The sequence below is a fragment of the Neisseria cinerea genome (assembly GCF_900475315.1).
Classification (GTDB): domain Bacteria; phylum Pseudomonadota; class Gammaproteobacteria; order Burkholderiales; family Neisseriaceae; genus Neisseria; species Neisseria cinerea.
This window is the reverse complement of sequence record NZ_LS483369.1, coordinates 1,417,765-1,436,315: the sequence shown is the minus strand read 5'-3', so window position 1 is coordinate 1,436,315 and position 18,551 is coordinate 1,417,765. Positions and strand designations below refer to the sequence as shown.

The window sequence follows — 18,551 nt, the reverse complement described above, 5'->3', positions numbered from 1 at the left end:
GTTTATCTGCCGTACCTAATTATCCGTGTCAGAAGAGGTTGTCTATGACTTCTTTATGGTTTTTTTGGGGGGTGTTTTGCGGTTTGTCTGTTTGGGTATGGTTTTCTTTTGGGCGAGCCTGTTCTTTGGGTGTTTCTTTAGGTTCTTCGGTATGGGGGATGTTTTTAGGCAGTACGGGGGTTTCTACGACTGCTTTTTCTGCCTGGGGTGGCTGTTTGTCCGTCTGATTGATATTTGAAGGTTGCGGCTTGGTGCGCTGTTTTTTGGGCACGGCAGGTAGCGGCAGTTTGTTGCCGTTCTCGTCCGTATTTTTTGTATCGTTTGTTTGCTCGGGTTCTGATGCGGCGGTTTGTCGGTTTACGGGTTGGACGATATCTTGTCCGACTGTACCGTTCGGCCTCCAGATTTCGGTTTCGAAGATGCTGTCGGTGTGTGCTTGTTCTGCGCGGAGGGTTTTGTCTCCGTTTGGATTAAATGTGCTGATGATGCCTGCAACCAATGCACCTATGGCTATGATGCTGACGAGCAACAGGGTGCGGATGAAGATTTTTGGCGTCAGCCTGAAAGGTTTGCCGGTTTTTTTTGTCATTTTCGATTGCATTCGGTAGGGTAATCCCATGCCGTCTGAAGGGTGGTTCGGACGGCATGGCGGCGGGTTAGCGTTGGACGTAGTTTTGATAGAGGGTAACGACCTTCTGTACGCCGACGGTGGTGCTGACTTTTTGGGTAACCTGCGCCTGTTCGTCAGGTGTGAGGATGCCCATGATGTAGGTTACGTTGTCATAGGTAACGATTTTGACGCGTGCCTGTGTTGCGGGGGCAATGCCCAGCAGTGCGGCACGGACTTTGGATGTATTCCAGGTGTCGTTGGTGATGTCGCCGAGGGAGCGCGGTTGCGAGGCGACGGTGATGTAATTGTATACGCCTTCGGCTGCCTGTTCGGAACGTGCAATCTGACCGACAAATTGTTTCTCGCCTTCGGTGGCAACCTGTCCGAGCAGAAGCAGGTGGCGGTTGTAGCCGACGACGGAGATTTTGGGGGTGTAGCCTTGAACCTGGTTGTTTTGGCGTAGATAGGAGCGGGCGGTGGTTTCGATACGCAGCGCCATTACGTTGTCGTCGGTTTGTGCTCCGGTGGTTCGGCGGTCGATGGCGGATTTGGTGCCGACGGCGGCGCTTCCGATTACTGCGCTGACGCAGCCGCCGAGTGTAAGGCTGAGGATGGCGGCGGTCAGGATGCGGACGGTGTGCGATTTGAGTTTCATCGGGGCTTCCTTTCTTAGGCGTTTCAGACGGCATTTCTGTGTGTACTGCCGTCTGTGGGTTTACATTCCTTCAAACAATACGGAGTCAATGCAGTCGCACATGGCGTGTATCAGCAAAATATGGTTTTCCTGAATGCGGGCAGTTCGAGGATAGGGAACGTTGAGTAAAACGTCGGTATCTTTGAGTATGGCGGCAATTTTTCCACCGTCGCGGCCGGTCATGGCGATGACGTGCATGTCGCGTTCATGTGCCGCTTTGATGGCTTCGATGACGTTGGCGGAATTGCCGGAGGTGGAAATGCCAACCAATACGTCGCCTGCACGTCCAAGCGCGCGCACTTGTTTGCTGAATACGTGGTCGAAACCGTAGTCGTTGCCGATGGCTGTCAGCGCGGAAGTGTCTGTTGTCAGCGCGACAGCGGCCAATTCCATGCGTTCTTTTTCAAAACGGCCGGTCATTTCAGCGGCGAAGTGTTGCGCGTCGGCAGCCGAACCGCCGTTGCCGCAGGCCAGGATTTTGCCGTCATTCATCAGGCATTGCAGCATCAGCTCGGCAGCCTGTACGGTCGGCTCGACCAGTACTTTTTCGGCTTCCTGCTTGGCACGGATGCTTTCGGCAAAATGTGCTGCAACGCGTTCTTGTAATGTCGTCATATCGTCAACCTGTAATATTCTGTATCCACTCGGGCGGGCGGTTTCCTTCGATAAGTACCGCATCGAGGCGGCACGGTACGTTTGTCAACCTGTTCTGTTGCAGATAATACTCTACACTTCGTTGCAGTTTCAATAATTTGGATGGGGAAATGCTGTATGCGGCACCGCCGAATTGCCGATTTTTGCGGTATTTTACTTCAACAAACAGAATCATGTCGTCGTTTTTGACAATAAGGTCGATTTCGCCGTAGGCGCAGTGCCAGTTGCGCCCAAGTAACGTACAGCCTTGGGATAGGAGGAAGGAGAGCGCGGCATCTTCCCCTGCCTCGCCCTGTTTGTGGTTTAGGCGCATAATCGGTTTAGCCTTTATAATGTTTGTTTTTCAGGCGGTAATTTTATGTTTCAGAAACACTTTCAGAAAGCCTGCGACAGCATCGTCGGACGGGCATTATACGTGGTTGCTACACCTGTCGGCAATTTGGCGGACATTACCCTGCGCGCTTTGGCGGTATTGCGGCGTGCCGATATTATTTGTGCCGAAGACACGCGCGTTACTGCGCAGCTTTTGAGCGCGTACGGCATTCAGGGCAGGTTGGTCAGTGTGCGCGAACACAACGAACGGCAGATGGCGGACAAGATTATCGGCTATCTTTCAGACGGCATGGTTGTGGCACAGGTTTCCGATGCGGGTACGCCGGCCGTGTGCGACCCGGGTGCCAAACTCGCCGGCCGCGTGCGCGAGGCCGGGTTTAAAGTTGTCCCTGTTGTCGGCGCAAGCGCGGTGATGGCGGCTTTGAGCGTGGCTGGTGTGGCGGAATCTGATTTTTATTTCAACGGTTTTGTACCGCCGAAATCGGGAGAACGTAGAAAACTGTTTGCCAAATGGGTGCGGACGGCATTTCCTATCGTCATGTTTGAAACGCCGCACCGAATCGGGGCAACGCTTGCCGATATGGTGGAACTGTTCCCCGAACGCCGTCTGATGCTGGCGCGCGAAATCACGAAAACGTTTGAAACGTTCTTAAGCGGCACGGTTGGGGAAATTCAGACGGCATTGTCTGCCGACAGCAATCAATCGCGCGGCGAGATGGTGTTAATACTGTATCCGGCACAAAACGAAAACACCGGGGGATTGCCGGAATCGGCGCAAAATGTGATGAAAATCCTTGCGGCCGAGCTGCCGACCAAGCAGGCGGCGGAGCTTGCTGCCAAAATTACGGGCGAGGGAAAAAAAGCTTTGTACGATCTGGCCCTGTCTTGGAAAAACAAATAGTGCCGGACGGACCGGCACCATAGTGCGAACGGAATCAGCGGACACGACCCGTCATACGGTACAGAACATCTCTGCCCTGAATACGGTGGATGACGACCATGGCGATATGTCCGACGACGGCGGCAAACAGCAGCCAACCTAGATTGCCGTGCAACAGGTTACCCAAATTTGCCATCCATTCGATTTTTTCAGGCGAACCCTGCATCAGCTCGATTCCGAATACTTTCAGAGGGCCGCGTCCGCTGCCGTATTGTCGGATCATGCCGATAACAGGAACGGCAAGCATCAACAGGTATAAGATACGGTGACCGACCGCTGCCGCCTTGCTGTCGCTTTGCGGACGACCGGTACGGTTGGCAGCCGCCCAAATAATACGGAATACGATAAGCAGCAGGGTAAGGAAACCGAAAGATTTATGCAGGCCGAACAAGTTGCCCGCCCATTCGGCATCTTCATAAGCCGTCCATAAGGCAATCGTGGTCAGAATGCCGACAAATCCGATGACGGTCAGCCAGTGCAGGGTACGGGTTAGCGTGTCGTAAACGGCAGGTTGGTTTGTATTCATGAAAATCCTTATTATATATAATGGGTTGAGAAGATGTTCCGTCGGGTTGGAATATCAAAAGGGCGCGATTGTACCAAAGAAGCCGGTCATGTTTTGTTTGCAGAGTGAAGATTTGCTTAAAAATTCATTAAGATGGGCAGAACAAATAGTTTCTCCGCGGTATATTGAAATACCGCTTATACCTTATAATGTCGGCAGAAAATCTGTTCAGACGGCATCAAAACATACGGCAATCCGCCTGAAACCCTATTTAAAACCAACAAACAAGAGTATTTAATGAAATTCATCGACGAAGCAAAAATCGAAGTTGCCGCAGGCAAAGGCGGTAATGGCGCAACCAGTTTCCGCCGCGAAAAATTCGTACCCCGCGGCGGCCCTGACGGCGGCGACGGCGGCAAAGGTGGCAGCGTCTGGGCAGAAGCCGACGAAAACACCAATACCCTCGTCGAATACCGCTTCGTCAAACGCTACCAAGCCAAAAACGGCGAAAAAGGCCACGGCTCAGACCGTTACGGCGCAGGTGCGGACGACATCGTCCTCAAAATGCCCGTCGGCACCCTCATCCGCGACCTCGACACCGACGAAATTGTTGCCGACCTCACTTACCACGGCCAGCGCGTCTGCCTTGCCAAAGGAGGCAAAGGCGGCTTGGGCAACATCCACTTCAAATCCTCCGTAAACCGCGCTCCAAAACAATCCACGCCCGGAGAAGAAGGCGAAACCCGCTCCCTGCAACTCGAGCTTAAAGTCCTTGCCGATGTCGGCTTATTAGGCATGCCCAACGCCGGTAAATCCACCCTGATTACCGCCGTCTCCGCCGCACGCCCTAAAATCGCCAACTACCCCTTCACCACCCTGCATCCAAACTTGGGCGTCGTGCGCATCGACGAAAACCACAGCTTCGTCATGGCCGACATCCCCGGTCTGATTGAAGGAGCGGCAGAAGGCGCAGGTCTCGGCCATCGTTTCCTTAAACACTTATCACGCACCGGCCTGCTGTTGCACGTCGTCGATTTGGCGCCCTTCGACGAAACCGTCAACCCTGCCGAAGAAGCACTTGCTATCATCAATGAATTGCGCAAATACGACGAAGAACTCTACGGCAAACCGCGCTGGTTGGTGCTGAACAAACTCGATATGCTTGATGAAGAAGAAGCCAAAGCGCGAACAACCGCCTTCCTCGAAGCCATCGGCTGGGATTACCCTAAACCAGACGACCGCTTCCAATTCGATATGGAAACCCCGCGTCTCTTCCAAATCAGCGCGCTGACACACCAAGGTACTCAGGAATTGGTACACCAAATCAACCAATACTTGACCGAGAAAAAACGCGTAGAGGCTGAAAAAGCCGAAGCGGAACAGGCAGTGGCAAAAGCCGAAATTGCCGGGCAGCAGCCTAAAACGGATACTGGCGTGTTTAAGCCGGAGTAAAAAATTTCAGACGGCCTTTTTAATAAAATGGAGAGTCGCATGTCTTCCAACTCTTTCTCTTTACGAGAAAACGATGTTATTAAACGTTCAGAATTACATGACCAATACGGTGGCAATAGACAAAGTGGCATTGCTGCTTCGGCAAAAACGCCCAATATCTTCCTCTTTACTCACCCAGAAAAAGGCGAAGACCACGGCTATTATGATCGCTGGGATGAGAAGGGAACTACCCTGTTTTATTGTGGCGAAGGGCAACGTGGCGATCAGCGTATGATCAATGGGAATAAAGCTCTCTTGGAACATGACAGGAAAAGCCATCCGTGTTTTTGCTAATGACACACTAAATGCTCATGTCCGATATATCGGTGAATTTACATTAGATGAGCATCAGCCTTATATAGTTAAAAAAGCACATGCAACTAATAATGGCCCAGAACGAAACGTATTTGAATTTTGCTTACACAAAAAATCCAAATAATTTACCCTAGTTTATTCAAACTTTTGAAAATTCCATGACCACCATTTACAACACCCTTACCCGCCAAAAAGAATCTTTTGCTCCCATCGATCCTAAAAACGTGCGCATGTACGTTTGTGGCATGACCGTTTATGACTATTGTCACTTAGGTCACGCCCGTGTGATGGTGGTGTTCGACATGATTGCCCGTTGGCTGCGCGAGTGCGGCTATCCGCTCACTTATGTGCGCAATATCACCGACATTGACGACAAAATCATTGCCCGCGCAGCTGAAAATGGCGAAACCATTGGCGAGCTGACCGCGCGTTTCATTCAGGCTATGCACGAAGATGCCGATGCTCTGGGTGTGTTGCGTCCGGATATTGAGCCGAAGGCAACGGAAAACATTCCGCAAATGATTGCCATGATTGAGACCCTGATTCAAAACGGCAAGGCATATCCCGCCTCCAACGGCGACGTTTACTACTCCGTGCGTGAGTTTGCCGCTTACGGACAATTATCGGGCAAATCGTTGGACGACCTGCGTGCGGGCGAACGCGTGGAAGTGGACGGTTTCAAACGCGATCCGCTTGATTTTGTGTTGTGGAAAGCCGCCAAAGCAGGCGAACCTGCATGGGAAAGCCCTTGGGGCAACGGTCGTCCGGGTTGGCACATCGAATGCTCTGCCATGAGCGAAAATCTGTTCGGCGATACTTTCGATATCCATGGTGGCGGCGCGGATTTGCAGTTCCCTCACCACGAAAACGAAATCGCCCAAAGCGTCGGTGCCAGCGGTCATTCCTGCGGACATGAACACGCGCAAACCCACCACGGTCAAAGCATCGCCAGCCACGTCAAATACTGGCTGCACAATGGCTTTATCCGTGTGGACGGCGAAAAAATGTCCAAATCGTTGGGCAACTTCTTCACCATCCGCGAAGTGTTGAAACAATACGACCCTGAAGTCGTGCGCTTCTTCATCCTGCGCGCCCATTACCGCAGCCCGTTGAACTACTCCGATGCGCATTTGGACGACGCAAAAGGTGCGTTGACACGCCTGTACACAACCTCGAAAAACACCCCAGCGGCTGAGTTTGATTTGTCCGAAAACGCCAACGACTACACCCGCCGCTTCTACGCCGCTATGAATGACGATTTCGGTACGGTCGAAGCCGTTGCTGTATTGTTTGAACTGGCAGGCGAGGTGAACAAAACCAATGACGCACACCTCGCCGGCTGCCTGAAAGCTTTGGGCGGCATCATCGGTCTGCTGCAACGCGATCCGATTGAGTTCCTGCAAGGCGGTGCGGTTTCAGACGGCCTCTCCAACGAAGAAATCGAAGACTTAATCGCACGGCGCAAACAAGCGCGCGCCGACAAAAACTGGGCAGAGTCCGACCGCATCCGCGACCTTCTGAACGAACACAAAATTATTCTGGAAGACAACGCCGACGGCACGACTTGGCGCCGCGGTTAAGGGGTACGGTAAAGGGCAGGAGTGCTGTCTCTTGCCTTTTCTATGTTTTCAGACGGCATTTTTTATTGCGAGAACACATTTCCTATTATGCTTAAAATCATTTCTGCCAACGTCAACGGCATCCGCTCCGCTTATAAAAAGGGATTTTACGAATACATCGCCGCATCTGGTGCGGACATTGTCTGCGTACAGGAACTCAAAGCGCAGGAAGCAGATTTGTCTGCCGATATGAAAAATCCGCACGGGATGCACGGCCATTGGCATTGCGCCGAGAAGCGCGGTTACAGCGGTGTGGCGGTGTACAGCAAACGCAAACCCGACAATGTGCAAATCGGCATGGGTATTGAAGAATTCGACAGGGAAGGGCGGTTTGTGCGTTGCGATTTCGGCAGGTTGAGCGTCATTTCGCTTTATTTGCCCAGCGGAAGCAGCGCGGAAGAACGTCAGCAGGTGAAATACCGTTTCCTTGATGCGTTTTACCCTATGCTCGAAGCGATGAAAAACGAAGGGCGCGACATTGTCGTTTGCGGTGACTGGAACATCGCCCACCAAAACATCGACCTGAAAAACTGGAAAGGCAACCAGAAAAATTCAGGTTTCCTGCTTGAAGAGCGCGAGTGGATAGGCAAAGTCATCCATACGCTGGGCTGGACGGACATGTGGCGCACGCTCTATCCCGACAATCCGGGTTATACATGGTGGAGCAACCGCGGGCAGGCGTATGCGAAAGATGTCGGGTGGCGCATCGATTATCAGATGGTTACGCCCGAACTTGCCGCCAAAGCCGTGTCCGCACACGTTTATAAAGACGAAAAATTTTCCGACCATGCGCCGCTGGTCGTGGAGTATGACTATGCTGCCGAATAAAGTTTTGGGTAAATATGATTGGAATGTGGACGGAAAAACAGGAATAGGCGCGGCATGGGTTGTCGCTGCGTTTATCCTGCCCATGTTGGTGTGGGCGATATTTATGCTGTCGCGGATGCAGGGCTGGCTTGCGCCGACCAAGGCAAACCCGATATGGGCGTTGGTGTGGCTGCTGATTTCTCTGCCCTGCCTGCTGATTGCGGCCAAATGTTTGGGTTGGAAAGGCTGGCGGCGGGTAGTGAATATTTTTGTCTGCCTGATCGTCTGCGCCATATTGAGCGTACCCGCTTCGCTGCTCATCGCCTTTACCCTCCGGGACCTGCTGAAATAGGCGGGGCGGTATGCAGGGTTTTGAACTCGAAGATTTGACGCTTTGGCTGATACGCGATGCCGGAGAGGATCAGATGTGGATAGACCGTTGGGCGGTCAGTTATCCCGTCGTGCAGATGTCCGAAGCATCGGCCGGTCAAAGCATAGGGGAATGGCAGGCAGGGCTTCAGACGGCATTCGAACGGATACAGGGCAGACATATCGCCGTTGTCGCACACGGAGCGGGCGCGGCCGCATTCTTGGCGTGGCTGTATCGGGCAGACATCCTGACCCGGAAGAAAATTGCCAACATCATCCTTGTACCGCAGCGTCCCGATATTTTCTCCGATGATGCGGAACACACCTTCCGGCGCGTCCGCTGTCCTTGCCGTGCCGCATTGGTTGTACCCGAACACGGGGGCGTGCCTCACGGTTGGGCGCAAAAACAGGCAGATACGTGGAACGCCCGCCTTTTGCTGTCCCCACATCCGGGCAGTTTGAATGGCATGCTCGGCGGCTGGCAGTGGGGCATGAAGCTGATGCAGGAAATGTTGCTGGCGTGAACGGTTGCTTTATCGGAATTTCGGTTAACTGGGGTTGCAAGGAAAATGCCGTCTGAAACAGGATTCAGACGGCATTTTTTTATTCAAATCCGGCTTACAGGCTGCCCAACACGATACGCAGCACGCGGCGCAGAGGTTCGGCCGCGCCCCACAAAAGTTGGTCGCCGACGGTGAACGCGCTGATGTATTCTCCACCCATGCCCAGTTTGCGGATGCGTCCGACAGGGACGGACAGCGTGCCGGTAACTTTTGCAGGGGTCAGCTCGTGGATGCTGGCTTCTTTTTCGTTGGGGATGACTTTCACCCAGTCGTTCGCGCCTGCCAAAATCGCTTCGATTTCGGAAACAGGCAGGTCTTTTTTCAGCTTCAGGGTGATGGCTTGGCTGTGGCAGCGCATAGAACCGATGCGCACGCACAAGCCGTCGATTACGGTCGGATTGTCGCTGCGGCCGAGGATTTTGTTGGTTTCTACGCCGCCTTTCCATTCTTCTTTGGACTGACCGTTGCCCAAATCCACGTCAATCCACGGAATCAGGCTGCCGGCGAGCGGTACGCCGAAATTGGCTTTCGGATAGTCTTCGCTGCGCAGGAAATCGGATACTTTGCGGTCGATGTCGAGAATCGCGCTGGAAGGATCGGCAAGCTCGTCCGCCACTTGGGCGTGAATCGCGCCCATGCCGCTGATGAGTTCGCGCATGTTTTTCGCGCCCGCGCCGGAAGCGGCTTGGTAGGTCATGCTGGTCGCCCATTCGACCAAATCGTTTTGGAACAGGCCGCCCAAAGCCATCAACATCAGGGAGACGGTGCAGTTGCCGCCGATGTAGTTTTTCACGCCGTTTTTGAGGCCGTTATCGATGACGTTGCGGTTGACGGGGTCGAGGACGATAATCGCGTCGTCTTTCATACGCAGGGAGGACGCCGCGTCAATCCAGTAACCGTTCCAGCCGCTGTCGCGCAGGGGTTGGAATACGGATTTGGTGTAATCGCCGCCTTGGCAGGTTACGATGATGTCCATTTTCGCCAGCTCGGCAACGTTGTTCGCGTCCAATAATGTTTTAGCCGCCTGACCGAAATCAGGTGCCGCGCCGCCGACGTTGGAAGTGGTGAAGAAGAATGCTTCGGGAATGTGGGAGAAGTCGTTTTCTTCTTGCATACGCTGCATCAAAACCGAACCGACCATGCCGCGCCAGCCGACGAAACCTACTTTCATGTGTTGCTCCTTGAGGAAAATCGTTAACAAAATTATGTATTGCGTAAAGGAAGCGTTTTAACGCCGTCTTAAGAAAATGTAAAGTTCTTTATCGGGATTTCTTTAAATATTGGCGTTTTCGGTGTCAGAACGGTAGAATCGGAGTTAGTTAAGAACCATTATCAGGAAGAGACATGGAAGAAAGAAACAACTATATCGGTGCGGCCAGTGTCGGCAGGTCTGACATTCAGGAAATCGAGGTAACGGTTGCCGGTGCCGGAGACAGGATACTTGCGGCCTTGCTGAACCAATTGTTTACCTTTTTGGTTTTGTTGGTGCCGTTTGTCGGACTGATTGTCTTCGCCGTCAAGCATGAAGGCAGAATCGGAGACAGTGAGGAAATATTCGGACTGTTGGCAGGTATGGCATCGTTTTGGATCGGGTTGGCCGCCATTTTGGTTTATACCGTCGTCCAAATCTACTATATGAGCAGGGATGGGCAGTCATTGGGTAAGAAAATCATGAAAATCAGGGTATTGAAAACTGACGGACGTAATCCCGGTTTTGTCGGTACGGTTTTGGTACGCGAAATCGCATGGTCGGTTTTGGTTGCCATTATTGCCGCCATTATCGGTCTTATAGCAGGTGAAAACGGAGAAAACGCCATCAACCTGCTGGCATTTCTTGCCAACTTTGTCCTGCTTTTTATGATCAAACGCGACCGCCGCACGCTTTACGACATGATGGCGGATACGGTTGTCGTCAAGCTGCCCGGATAAACAGCCATACAAAATGCCGTCTGAAAGGCTTTTCAGACGGCATTTTTATTTCCCTGATACTTACATATCGTGCAGGGAAGCAGCGTGCAGGGTATTTTCCATTAATGTGGCGATTGTCATCGGGCCCACACCGCCGGGAACAGGCGTAATCATCGCCGCCCGTTCTTTTGCCGTTTCAAATTCCACGTCGCCGCACAGGCTGCCGTCGTCCAGACGGTTGATGCCCACATCAATAACGACCGCGCCGGGTTTGATCCATTCGCCTTTGACAAAGTTCGGAATGCCTACGCCGACGACAAGGATATCGGCCCCGGCAACTTCATCCTCCAGATTTTCGGTCGCACTGTGGCAGATTGTTACCGTTGCACGCGCCAGCAGCAGTTCCAGTGCCTGCGGACGGCCGACGATATTGGATGCGCCGACCACGACCGCTTTTTTCCCCTTCGGATCAATGCCGTAAGCTTCCAAGAGCGTCATCACGCCCTTGGGCGTACACGGGCGCATCAGCGGCATTTTGACTGCAAGCCTGCCCACATTGTAAGGATGGAAACCGTCCACGTCCTTATCCGGCGAAATACGTTCTAAAACCGCCTGGCTGTCGAGGTGCTTCGGCAGGGGCAGCTGAACCAAGATGCCGTCTATTTCGGGATCGGCATTTAACCGGTCAACCAGTGCCAACAGTTCTTCCTGCGGCGTTTTTTCGGGCAGCTCGTACGACAGCGATTTGATGCCGCATTTTTGGCAGGCTGTTTTCTTGTTGCGCACATAAACCGCGCTGGCAGGGTCGTCTCCGACTAAAACCACGGCCAGACAAGGCGTATGCAGGCTGTCGCGTTGGCGTTTCGCCACAGCTTCGGCTACCGCTTCCAAACGCTTTTGTGAAACTTCTTTACCGTTGATTAATTGTGCCGACATGTCCGTCCTTTTATTAAACAGGTAGAAATTGCTAAAAATTATCGCATTTTCCGTATATTTTTACAGCAGGATGCCGAAAATAAATTTATCCGGAAATGGAGCTTGGATTTTGAATCTGGTTAAATATTTTTACAAATCAAAATACTAAATAGATTTTATTAGGATTTTAAAAATAAGCGTTGACGTGTTTTCCGTCCGTATGTACAATTCAAAACTTCAAGTCGGGGCGTAGCGCAGCCCGGTTAGCGCATCTGCTTTGGGAGCAGAGGGTCGTGAGTTCGAATCCCACCGCCCCGACCAATCAACCAGCACGAATCGGCATGAGCGCCCGTAGCTCAACCGGATAGAGCACCGACCTTCTAAGTCGGGGGTTACAGGTTCGATTCCTGTCGGGCGTGCCAAGATTTTTGATTGCAAACTGTTTTTATGGTGGCTGTAGCTCAGTTGGTAGAGCCCCGGATTGTGATTCCGGTTGTCGTGGGTTCGAGCCCCATCAGCCACCCCAGATAAAGACCTGTACTTTTCAGTACAGGTCTTTTTCCGTTTGTGCTCATTATTTGCATCAGTCATATTGGTGCGGCGGATATGCCGTCTGAAGCTGTTTTCCCTGTGGGGAAAGGGTATTTTAGATGGGGCATGTGTGCCTTCGGCTTTGCCTTTCGTATATGCTTCTGTATCATGTAGCTTTTCTGTCTTTTATGGTTTCTGTCGGAGGCTTTGATGGTTGGCCATTGGTCTGTTCCTGATTTTGAATCGAAAATCTGTCCGCCTGAGGCATTGTCCGAACGGTTGGCTCGGTTGCCGCGCCCGCTGGTGTTTACCAACGGCTGTTTCGACATCCTTCATCGCGGTCATGTTACTTATCTGGCGCAGGCGCGTTCGAAAGGGGCTGCCCTGATTCTGGCTTTGAATACGGATGCTTCGGTACGCCGTTTGGGTAAGGGGGGCGACCGTCCCATCAATAGTTTGGAAAACCGTGCCGCCGTTGTCGCCGCGTTGGAAAGTGTGGATTTGGTTACATGGTTTGACGAGGATACGCCGGCGGCTTTGATAGAGGCAGTCAGACCAGAGGTCTTAGTCAAGGGCGGCGATTGGACCGTGGATAAGATTGTCGGGTCGGCGGAAACGCTGGCGCGCGGAGGTAAGGTGTTTTCGATTCCTTTCCTGCATCAAACGTCGACAACCGGAACGCTGGAGAAAATCCGTGCGTCAGAGGGTTGGAAATGATGGTTTTAAAATCCCGGCAATGGCGGATTTTGGCAGAACTTGCTGGTGGTTTGCCGCAACACGTCTCGCAACTGGCGCGTATGGCGGATATGAGGCCGCATCAGTTGAACGGTTTTTGGCAGCAGATGCCGGCGCATATACGAGGACTGCTGCGCCAGCATGACGGTTATTGGCGGCTGGTGCGCCCGCTGGCGGTTTTTAATGCTGAAAATTTGCGTATTTTAGGGGAAAAGTCGGGTTTTCAGGCAGCATTGAAACACGAGTGCGTTTCCAGCAACGATGAGATACTGGAGCTGGCGCGGATTTCTCCGGACAAAGTACATAAGGCCTTATGCGTGGCTCATCTGCAAAGTAAGGGCAGGGGGCGGCAGGGGAGGAAATGGTCGCACCGTTTGGGCGAGTGCCTGATGTTCAGTTTCGGCTGGGTGTTTGACCGGCCGCAGTATGAGTTGGGTTCGCTGTCGCTGGCAACGGCAGTGGCGTGCCGCCGAGCTTTGTTGCGTTTAGGTTTGGATGTACAGATTAAGTGGCCCAATGATTTGGTTGTCGGGCGCGATAAATTGGGCGGCATCCTTATCGAAACGGTCAGGGTCGGTGGCAAGACGGTTGCCGTCATCGGTATCGGCATCAATTTTGTCCTGCCCAAGGAAGTCGAAAATGCCGCTTCCGTGCAATCGCTGTTTCAGACGGCATTGCAGCGTGGTAATGCGGATGCCACCGTGTTGTTGGAAACGTTGTTGGCCGAGTTGGATGCGGTGTTGGAACAATATGCGGAAGAAGGGTTTGCACCATTTTTAAAGGAATATGAAACGGCCAACCGCGATCACGGCAAGGCAGTATTGCTTTTGCGCGACGGCGAAACCGTTTGCGAAGGTACGGTCAGCGGTGTGGACGAGAAAGGTATATTGCATCTGGATACCGGAGACGGCAGGCAAACCGTAGTCAGCGGAGAAATCAGCCTGCGTCCCGACGATAGGCCGGTCTCTGTTCCGAGAAAGCGGGAACCGGAACGTTTTTTGCTGTTGGACGGCGGTAACAGCCAGCTCAAGTGGGCATGGGTGGAAAACGGCATATTTACAGCAGTCAGCCGTGCACCGTACCGTGATTTGTCCCGTTTGGGCGCGGAGTGGGCGGAAAGGGCGGATGGCCGTGTCCGTATTGTCGGTTGCGCCGTGTGCGGGGAATCAAAAAAGGCACAGGTTCAGGAACAGCTTGCAAGTACAATCGAATGGCTGCCGTCTTCCGCTCAGGCTTTGGGCATACGCAATCACTACCGTCATCCCGAAGAACATGGTTCCGACCGTTGGTTTAACGCATTGGGCAGCCGCCGTTTCAGCCGAAATGCCTGCGTCGTCGTCAGCTGCGGCACAGCGGTAACGGTTGATGCGCTCACCGATGACGGGCATTATCTCGGCGGAACCATCATGCCCGGTTTCCATCTAATGAAAGAATCGCTTGCCGTCAAAACGGCCAATCTAAACCGTCCTGTCGGTAAAGTTTATCCGTTTCCGACCACGACGGGTAATGCCGTCGCCAGCGGTATGATGGATGCGGTTTGCGGTTCGGTTATGATGATGCACGGCCGTTTGAAAGAAAAAATCGGGGCAGGCAAGCCTGTCGATGTCATCATTACCGGCGGCGGTGCGGCAAAAGTCGCAGAAGCCATGCCGTCTGCGTTTTTAGAAGCCAATACCGTGCGCGTTGTCGACAACCTCGTTATTTACGGGTTGTTGAACATGATTGCCGCCGAAGGCAGGGAATATGAACATATTTAGGGAATACAGAGATGAAATGGCTATTTATCCTTTTGGTTGCGATTAATATTGCCGTATTCGGCGGTACGGTAGGCTACAAACTGACCCCGAAGCAGGCAAGCGTATCGGAAACACAGGCTGTCGAAAGTATGCCGGCAACCGGTCCCGTTGCTTTAGAAGCCCCGGAATACGAGCCAGACGTTCAGACGGCATCTGAATCGGATACAGGCGTACTGCTTGGTGCAAGCGATATTTTGACCGAAGAACAGGCAGAGCAGTTGCGCTTGAAAAAAGAAGCGGAACAGAAAAAACTGAGGGAGAAAAAACAGCGTGAAGAAAAAGCACGCCGAGAAAAACTCGCCGCCGAAAAGGCAGGCGAAGAGGGGGAAAACGGTGAAATGAATGCCGCACCGGATGGACGTGCTTCATGTTCGGCTCAGGCAAGCCTCACGATGGATGAAGACGACTACCATCGGATTAAAGGTCTTCTGGGCAAATGGTCGCACGTTGCTAGCCGGAGTGTCGAAAAACGCACTGCCAAAAGAAAACCCGGAGGCAAGACCTACCGTGTCGTCCTGCCTCTTTCCGGCAATGCCGAAGGACAGGTGGCCGAATTGTCTGCCCAAGGCTTTAACGCCGTACCGCTTAACGGTGAATTGAGCCTGGGTGTGAGCAACAGCCGCCAAAATGCCCAAACGCTACAAAACCGGCTTGCCGGCGCGGGGTTTGGAGGTGCGCGCATTGTCGAACATTTTGCCGAATCCGACGGTCAGGACGAATCCTTAAGTGTATCGCGCATGACGGTTTTGTTTTCCGGCGTTAATGATGAAGACGCGCGCGAAATCCGCAAGATTACGTCCCCATACGGGAGCCTGAACTTTAAGTCTTGCAAATAACCGCAGACGGAGAAATGCCAAACCCACCTTTACGGTGGGTTTGGCATTTCGGTTTTGAGTATCTGATATATAAAAAGGGAATGTATGTCTCGTATATGCAGACTCCAAGTGTGAAAGTGAATTATGGGGAATACGGTGTTTAATGGTTCGGAATTGACGACTTCCGAGTGGTTTTAATTATACGCTAATAATAATAATTATCAATAAAAAATCAGAAATAAATACATATTTTCTGTAATATGATGAAAATAAAGAAATTAAATATTTTGTAAAGGGTGCGCGCACGATGTCCAGTATATTTTATGTACCCGTTTCCTAATAAAGGTTCACGCCGGGATATCAAGGTCTACCTATCGTATGCCTTTACCGCAAGTGAGCCGCAAACTATCGGTATCCTGAAAACACAAATGCCGTCTGAACACATTTCAGACGGCATTTTCGCTGCCTTTTTCAATATTCCGCCGAATGCCAAAACGGCTGACCTACGGTCGGCGTACTGGCTTGCGCTTTGGTGCGAGCCTCGACCGGTTCGGCTTCAAATGCCAGCCGCCCGGATTCGATGGCGAACGCGAAGGCGCGCGCCATGTTGACGGGGTCGCCGCTGCGGGAAACGGCGGTGTTCAGCAATACGCCGTCAAACCCCCATTCCATCACTTGCGCCGCCTGCGAGGGCAAACCCAAGCCCGCATCGATAATCAGCGGCGTGTCGGGCAGGCGTTCGCGCAGGACGTTCAGCGCGTAGGCGTGAACCGCGCCCAAACCCGTGCCGATGGGAGCTGCCCACGGCATCAACGCCTGACAGCCCGCGTCGAGCAGGCGGCGGCAGGCAATCAGGTCTTCGGTGCAATAAGGCAGTACTTTGAAGCCGTCTTTAATCAGGATTTCCGCCGCTTCGACAAGCTGGAATACATCCGGCTGCAAGGTGTCGTCGTCGCCGATGAGCTCGAGTTTGATCCAATCGGTTTCAAACACTTCACGCGCCATCTGCGCCGTCGTTACCGCTTCCTGCACGCTTTGGCAGCCTGCTGTGTTCGGCAGTACGGGCACGCCGCTTTCTTCCAATAGCGACCAAAATCCCTGACCGTGTGCCTCACCTCTGCTTCCTGCGCGGCGCAACGAGACGGTAATCATCGCGGGTTGGGCGATACGGACGGATTGTTTGAGGATTTCAGGGGTCGGGTAGGCAGCCGTGCCGAGCAACAGCCGTGAAGGGAAAGTTTCTCCGTATAGGGTGAGCATAAAAATTCCTTGATATGTTTGGGATACGATGCCGTCTGAAAGCCGGCGGCGTGCCTTTGGGGTTTCAGATGGCATTCAGCCGCCGACTACCGGCCGCACAATATCGACTTTGTCGTTTTCGTTCAAAACCGTTTCCGCATACGTGCCTTTGGCGACAAATCCGGTATTCACGGCGACGGCAAAAGGTTGTTGCGGCGCGGTTTGGGCGATGAGGTCGGCAACGGTTTTGCCGCGAAGTTCGGCGGGTTCGCCGTTTAAGATGATATTCATGTTTTCTCGATTTTCTGTATTTATAGTGGCTTAACTTTAAACCAGTACGGTGTTGCCTCGCCTTGCCGTACTATCTGCACTGTCTGCGGCTTCGTCGCCTTGTCCTGATTTAAATTTAATCCACTATATAGCGGGCTAAGTTTTGCCTACACGGTAAATTGAATCTTTTTCGCTTTCTTAGACCATCTGAAATTGGTTTTTCAGACGGCCTCATTCATCCCACAAAGCCTGAAACGCTTTAACCACGGCTTCGGGATTTTCGGCTTCGGTCACGGCACGGACGACGGCGAGTGAGGAAACACCAGTGGCAAGGACGGCTCGGGCGTTGTTCAAATCGATGCCGCCGATGGCGACGACGGGCGTGCTGCCTGCCTGTTTCACATATTCGCGCAGTTTGTCCAAACCTTGCGGAGCGGTGGGCATTTGTTTGGTCGTGGTCGGGAAAATCGCGCCGCTGGCGACATAGCTGGGATGTACGGACAAGGCGCGGTCGAGTTCGGCGACGGAGTGCGTACTCAAACCCAAACGTAAACCGGCGGCGGCGATGGCGGCAAGGTCGGCGGTGTCCATGTCTTCCTGTCCGAGATGCACGCCGTATGCGCCCGCTTCTATCGCCTCGCGCCAGTGGTCGTTGATGAAAAGCTGCGTACGGCTGCCCTGACAGGCGGCGACGCAGCGGGCGATTTCACGTTTTAATTCATCGTCATACAAGGTTTTGCAGCGCAGTTGCACCGTGTCGGCACCTGCTTTGACCATGCGCTCGACCCAATCGGCGGTGGGAACAACGGCGTAGAGTTTAAGCGGGGATTTTAGGGGTGGGAAGGTCATGGGGTGTCCTTTTCATTTCTTACGGAGCAATAAAGGTCGTCTAAAACATCGGGTATTCACATTCATGCCGTAGAGCAGAAGACGGGCGATACTTGATGGGAAGCTTTCGCTTTTATAACCAACGGCGGACGTGTCGGCAGTACGCTTCGTACTCGGCACCGAATTTTCGCGCCAAAACGCGTTCTTCGGGCATGATTTGAAAGCGTGTCATATAGACAACAAATGCAGCCAAAAACAACCACGGCAGCGGGTGCGCCATATAGCCTGCCCATGCAACCAGCCAACAGCCCATACCCGCATACATCGGGTTGCGGCTGAAGCGGTACACGCCGTCTGAAACGAAGTGTTCGGTTTGTTCGGGGTTGAGTGGGCTGACGGTCGTGCGCACACGGCGAAACGCCCACACACCTAATACGCTCAACAGAGTCCCAAACACCATGAAAACAACCGACAGCAATATAGGAAAGCGCGGCAATATGCCGGCCAATGCCGACACTTGTGCAGAGATGTACATCAACAACGCACAAATAAAACATATCGCTGGCGGCGGAATTTTGGTTTCTAAATTCATATTGTTACTTTTATAAAACTGA

The 18,551-nt window shown here is 52.7% G+C and carries 21 protein-coding genes, 3 tRNA genes and 1 pseudogene; 14 read left to right on the top strand and 11 right to left on the bottom strand.

What is annotated here, in order from left to right:
• Positions 1–28: 28 nt before the first annotated feature.
• The 4 genes and pseudogenes from DQM57_RS07445 to DQM57_RS07430 form a co-directional block, all read right to left on the bottom strand.
• Positions 29–647: pseudogene (locus tag DQM57_RS07445) on the bottom strand (hypothetical protein).
• A 9-nt stretch (positions 648–656) separates the two neighbouring features.
• Positions 657–1,265 (bottom strand): BON domain-containing protein, encoded by a 609-nt coding sequence (locus DQM57_RS07440; RefSeq protein ID WP_107961081.1) that lies wholly within the window; start codon positions 1,263–1,265, stop codon positions 657–659.
• 60 nt (positions 1,266–1,325) lie between these two features.
• A complete protein-coding gene (locus tag DQM57_RS07435) occupies positions 1,326–1,919 on the bottom strand; it encodes a phosphoheptose isomerase (RefSeq protein WP_107860446.1) in 594 nt (197 codons plus the stop codon).
• A gap of 4 nt (positions 1,920–1,923) precedes the next feature.
• Complete coding sequence (locus DQM57_RS07430) at positions 1,924–2,271, bottom strand: YraN family protein (protein ID WP_108044268.1); 348 nt, start codon at positions 2,269–2,271, stop codon at positions 1,924–1,926.
• 45 nt (positions 2,272–2,316) lie between these two features.
• Between DQM57_RS07430 and rsmI the strand changes: the two genes are divergently transcribed.
• On the top strand, positions 2,317–3,192 hold the full coding sequence (gene rsmI / locus DQM57_RS07425) for a 16S rRNA (cytidine(1402)-2'-O)-methyltransferase (RefSeq protein WP_108044267.1): 876 nt from the start codon (positions 2,317–2,319) through the stop codon (positions 3,190–3,192).
• A 34-nt stretch (positions 3,193–3,226) separates the two neighbouring features.
• Here the strand turns inward: rsmI and DQM57_RS07420 are convergent, their stop codons facing one another.
• A complete protein-coding gene (locus tag DQM57_RS07420; protein WP_111727401.1) occupies positions 3,227–3,757 on the bottom strand; it encodes a cytochrome b in 531 nt (176 codons plus the stop codon).
• 276 nt (positions 3,758–4,033) lie between these two features.
• On the opposite strand from DQM57_RS07420, the gene obgE reads away from it, so the two are divergent.
• The 6 genes from obgE (at position 4,034) to DQM57_RS07385 (ending at position 8,861) form a co-directional block, all read left to right on the top strand.
• Positions 4,034–5,188, top strand: coding sequence for a GTPase ObgE (gene obgE, locus DQM57_RS07410; RefSeq protein WP_111727400.1), 1,155 nt, complete (start codon positions 4,034–4,036; stop codon positions 5,186–5,188).
• A gap of 39 nt (positions 5,189–5,227) precedes the next feature.
• Positions 5,228–5,521, top strand: coding sequence for an SRA domain-containing endonuclease (locus DQM57_RS07405; RefSeq protein ID WP_231992101.1), 294 nt, complete (start codon positions 5,228–5,230; stop codon positions 5,519–5,521).
• A gap of 179 nt (positions 5,522–5,700) precedes the next feature.
• Positions 5,701–7,122, top strand: coding sequence for a cysteine--tRNA ligase (gene cysS / locus DQM57_RS07400; protein WP_111727399.1), 1,422 nt, complete (start codon positions 5,701–5,703; stop codon positions 7,120–7,122).
• Between the two features lie 87 nt (positions 7,123–7,209).
• Positions 7,210–7,989, top strand: a complete 780-nt coding sequence (locus tag DQM57_RS07395; RefSeq protein ID WP_111727731.1) for an exodeoxyribonuclease III — start codon at positions 7,210–7,212, stop codon at positions 7,987–7,989.
• Complete coding sequence (locus DQM57_RS07390) at positions 7,976–8,320, top strand: hypothetical protein (protein ID WP_111727398.1); 345 nt, start codon at positions 7,976–7,978, stop codon at positions 8,318–8,320. The genes DQM57_RS07395 and DQM57_RS07390 overlap by 14 nt, the downstream gene beginning before the upstream one ends.
• A 10-nt stretch (positions 8,321–8,330) precedes the next feature.
• Entirely contained in the window at positions 8,331–8,861 is a 531-nt protein-coding gene (locus DQM57_RS07385; RefSeq protein ID WP_111727397.1) for an alpha/beta hydrolase, read from the top strand.
• Positions 8,862–8,955: 94 nt separating this feature from the next.
• Here the strand turns inward: DQM57_RS07385 and asd are convergent, their stop codons facing one another.
• On the bottom strand, positions 8,956–10,071 hold the full coding sequence (gene asd, locus DQM57_RS07380; RefSeq protein WP_111727396.1) for an aspartate-semialdehyde dehydrogenase: 1,116 nt from the start codon (positions 10,069–10,071) through the stop codon (positions 8,956–8,958).
• Between the two features lie 173 nt (positions 10,072–10,244).
• Between asd and DQM57_RS07375 the strand changes: the two genes are divergently transcribed.
• Positions 10,245–10,829, top strand: a complete 585-nt coding sequence (locus DQM57_RS07375) for an RDD family protein (protein ID WP_111727395.1) — start codon at positions 10,245–10,247, stop codon at positions 10,827–10,829.
• 60 nt (positions 10,830–10,889) lie between these two features.
• Here the strand turns inward: DQM57_RS07375 and folD are convergent, their stop codons facing one another.
• Positions 10,890–11,744: a bifunctional methylenetetrahydrofolate dehydrogenase/methenyltetrahydrofolate cyclohydrolase FolD gene (gene folD / locus DQM57_RS07370; RefSeq protein ID WP_108044258.1), complete on the bottom strand. Its 855-nt coding sequence runs from the start codon at positions 11,742–11,744 to the stop codon at positions 10,890–10,892.
• A 222-nt stretch (positions 11,745–11,966) separates the two neighbouring features.
• On the opposite strand from folD, the gene DQM57_RS07365 reads away from it, so the two are divergent.
• From DQM57_RS07365 to DQM57_RS07340, 6 genes are all read left to right on the top strand, one after another.
• Positions 11,967–12,044, top strand: a tRNA-Pro gene (locus DQM57_RS07365).
• A 24-nt stretch (positions 12,045–12,068) separates the two neighbouring features.
• A tRNA-Arg gene (locus DQM57_RS07360) sits at positions 12,069–12,145 on the top strand.
• Between the two features lie 28 nt (positions 12,146–12,173).
• Positions 12,174–12,249, top strand: a tRNA-His gene (locus DQM57_RS07355).
• Between the two features lie 215 nt (positions 12,250–12,464).
• Positions 12,465–12,971 (top strand): D-glycero-beta-D-manno-heptose 1-phosphate adenylyltransferase, encoded by a 507-nt coding sequence (gene rfaE2 / locus DQM57_RS07350; RefSeq protein ID WP_111727394.1) that lies wholly within the window; start codon positions 12,465–12,467, stop codon positions 12,969–12,971.
• Positions 12,968–14,746 carry a bifunctional biotin--[acetyl-CoA-carboxylase] ligase/type III pantothenate kinase gene (locus DQM57_RS07345; protein WP_111727393.1) on the top strand — a complete coding sequence of 593 codons (1,779 nt, stop codon included), beginning with the start codon at positions 12,968–12,970 and terminating at the stop codon, positions 14,744–14,746. Before rfaE2 ends, DQM57_RS07345 begins: the two co-directional genes overlap by 4 nt.
• An 11-nt stretch (positions 14,747–14,757) precedes the next feature.
• Positions 14,758–15,621 (top strand): cell division protein, encoded by an 864-nt coding sequence (locus DQM57_RS07340; RefSeq protein WP_108044256.1) that lies wholly within the window; start codon positions 14,758–14,760, stop codon positions 15,619–15,621.
• A 450-nt stretch (positions 15,622–16,071) separates the two neighbouring features.
• Here the strand turns inward: DQM57_RS07340 and DQM57_RS07335 are convergent, their stop codons facing one another.
• The 4 genes from DQM57_RS07335 to DQM57_RS07315 form a co-directional block, all read right to left on the bottom strand.
• Positions 16,072–16,860, bottom strand: a complete 789-nt coding sequence (locus DQM57_RS07335) for a thiazole synthase (RefSeq protein WP_111727392.1) — start codon at positions 16,858–16,860, stop codon at positions 16,072–16,074.
• A gap of 75 nt (positions 16,861–16,935) precedes the next feature.
• Positions 16,936–17,130 carry a sulfur carrier protein ThiS gene (gene thiS, locus DQM57_RS07330; RefSeq protein ID WP_108044254.1) on the bottom strand — a complete coding sequence of 65 codons (195 nt, stop codon included), beginning with the start codon at positions 17,128–17,130 and terminating at the stop codon, positions 16,936–16,938.
• Positions 17,131–17,340: 210 nt separating this feature from the next.
• Positions 17,341–17,958 carry a thiamine phosphate synthase gene (thiE, locus tag DQM57_RS07320; RefSeq protein WP_111727391.1) on the bottom strand — a complete coding sequence of 206 codons (618 nt, stop codon included), beginning with the start codon at positions 17,956–17,958 and terminating at the stop codon, positions 17,341–17,343.
• Between the two features lie 112 nt (positions 17,959–18,070).
• Positions 18,071–18,529 carry a methyltransferase family protein gene (locus tag DQM57_RS07315; RefSeq protein WP_111727390.1) on the bottom strand — a complete coding sequence of 153 codons (459 nt, stop codon included), beginning with the start codon at positions 18,527–18,529 and terminating at the stop codon, positions 18,071–18,073.
• Positions 18,530–18,551 lie beyond the last annotated feature (22 nt).

Excerpts from the sequence above, each read along its gene's own strand:
- DQM57_RS07440 (WP_107961081.1), bottom strand. The coding sequence starts at position 1,265 with ATGAAACTCAAATCGCACACCGTCCGCATCCTGACCGCCGCCATCCTC.
- DQM57_RS07435 (WP_107860446.1), bottom strand. The coding sequence starts at position 1,919 with ATGACGACATTACAAGAACGCGTTGCAGCACATTTTGCCGAAAGCATC.
- DQM57_RS07430 (WP_108044268.1), bottom strand. The coding sequence starts at position 2,271 with ATGCGCCTAAACCACAAACAGGGCGAGGCAGGGGAAGATGCCGCGCTC.
- rsmI (WP_108044267.1), top strand. The coding sequence starts at position 2,317 with ATGTTTCAGAAACACTTTCAGAAAGCCTGCGACAGCATCGTCGGACGG.
- DQM57_RS07420 (WP_111727401.1), bottom strand. The coding sequence starts at position 3,757 with ATGAATACAAACCAACCTGCCGTTTACGACACGCTAACCCGTACCCTG.
- obgE (WP_111727400.1), top strand. The coding sequence starts at position 4,034 with ATGAAATTCATCGACGAAGCAAAAATCGAAGTTGCCGCAGGCAAAGGC.
- DQM57_RS07405 (WP_231992101.1), top strand. The coding sequence starts at position 5,228 with ATGTCTTCCAACTCTTTCTCTTTACGAGAAAACGATGTTATTAAACGT.
- cysS (WP_111727399.1), top strand. The coding sequence starts at position 5,701 with ATGACCACCATTTACAACACCCTTACCCGCCAAAAAGAATCTTTTGCT.
- DQM57_RS07395 (WP_111727731.1), top strand. The coding sequence starts at position 7,210 with ATGCTTAAAATCATTTCTGCCAACGTCAACGGCATCCGCTCCGCTTAT.
- DQM57_RS07390 (WP_111727398.1), top strand. The coding sequence starts at position 7,976 with ATGCTGCCGAATAAAGTTTTGGGTAAATATGATTGGAATGTGGACGGA.
- DQM57_RS07385 (WP_111727397.1), top strand. The coding sequence starts at position 8,331 with ATGCAGGGTTTTGAACTCGAAGATTTGACGCTTTGGCTGATACGCGAT.
- asd (WP_111727396.1), bottom strand. The coding sequence starts at position 10,071 with ATGAAAGTAGGTTTCGTCGGCTGGCGCGGCATGGTCGGTTCGGTTTTG.
- DQM57_RS07375 (WP_111727395.1), top strand. The coding sequence starts at position 10,245 with ATGGAAGAAAGAAACAACTATATCGGTGCGGCCAGTGTCGGCAGGTCT.
- folD (WP_108044258.1), bottom strand. The coding sequence starts at position 11,744 with ATGTCGGCACAATTAATCAACGGTAAAGAAGTTTCACAAAAGCGTTTG.
- rfaE2 (WP_111727394.1), top strand. The coding sequence starts at position 12,465 with ATGGTTGGCCATTGGTCTGTTCCTGATTTTGAATCGAAAATCTGTCCG.
- DQM57_RS07345 (WP_111727393.1), top strand. The coding sequence starts at position 12,968 with ATGATGGTTTTAAAATCCCGGCAATGGCGGATTTTGGCAGAACTTGCT.
- DQM57_RS07340 (WP_108044256.1), top strand. The coding sequence starts at position 14,758 with ATGAAATGGCTATTTATCCTTTTGGTTGCGATTAATATTGCCGTATTC.
- DQM57_RS07335 (WP_111727392.1), bottom strand. The coding sequence starts at position 16,860 with ATGCTCACCCTATACGGAGAAACTTTCCCTTCACGGCTGTTGCTCGGC.
- thiS (WP_108044254.1), bottom strand. The coding sequence starts at position 17,130 with ATGAATATCATCTTAAACGGCGAACCCGCCGAACTTCGCGGCAAAACC.
- thiE (WP_111727391.1), bottom strand. The coding sequence starts at position 17,958 with ATGACCTTCCCACCCCTAAAATCCCCGCTTAAACTCTACGCCGTTGTT.
- DQM57_RS07315 (WP_111727390.1), bottom strand. The coding sequence starts at position 18,529 with ATGAATTTAGAAACCAAAATTCCGCCGCCAGCGATATGTTTTATTTGT.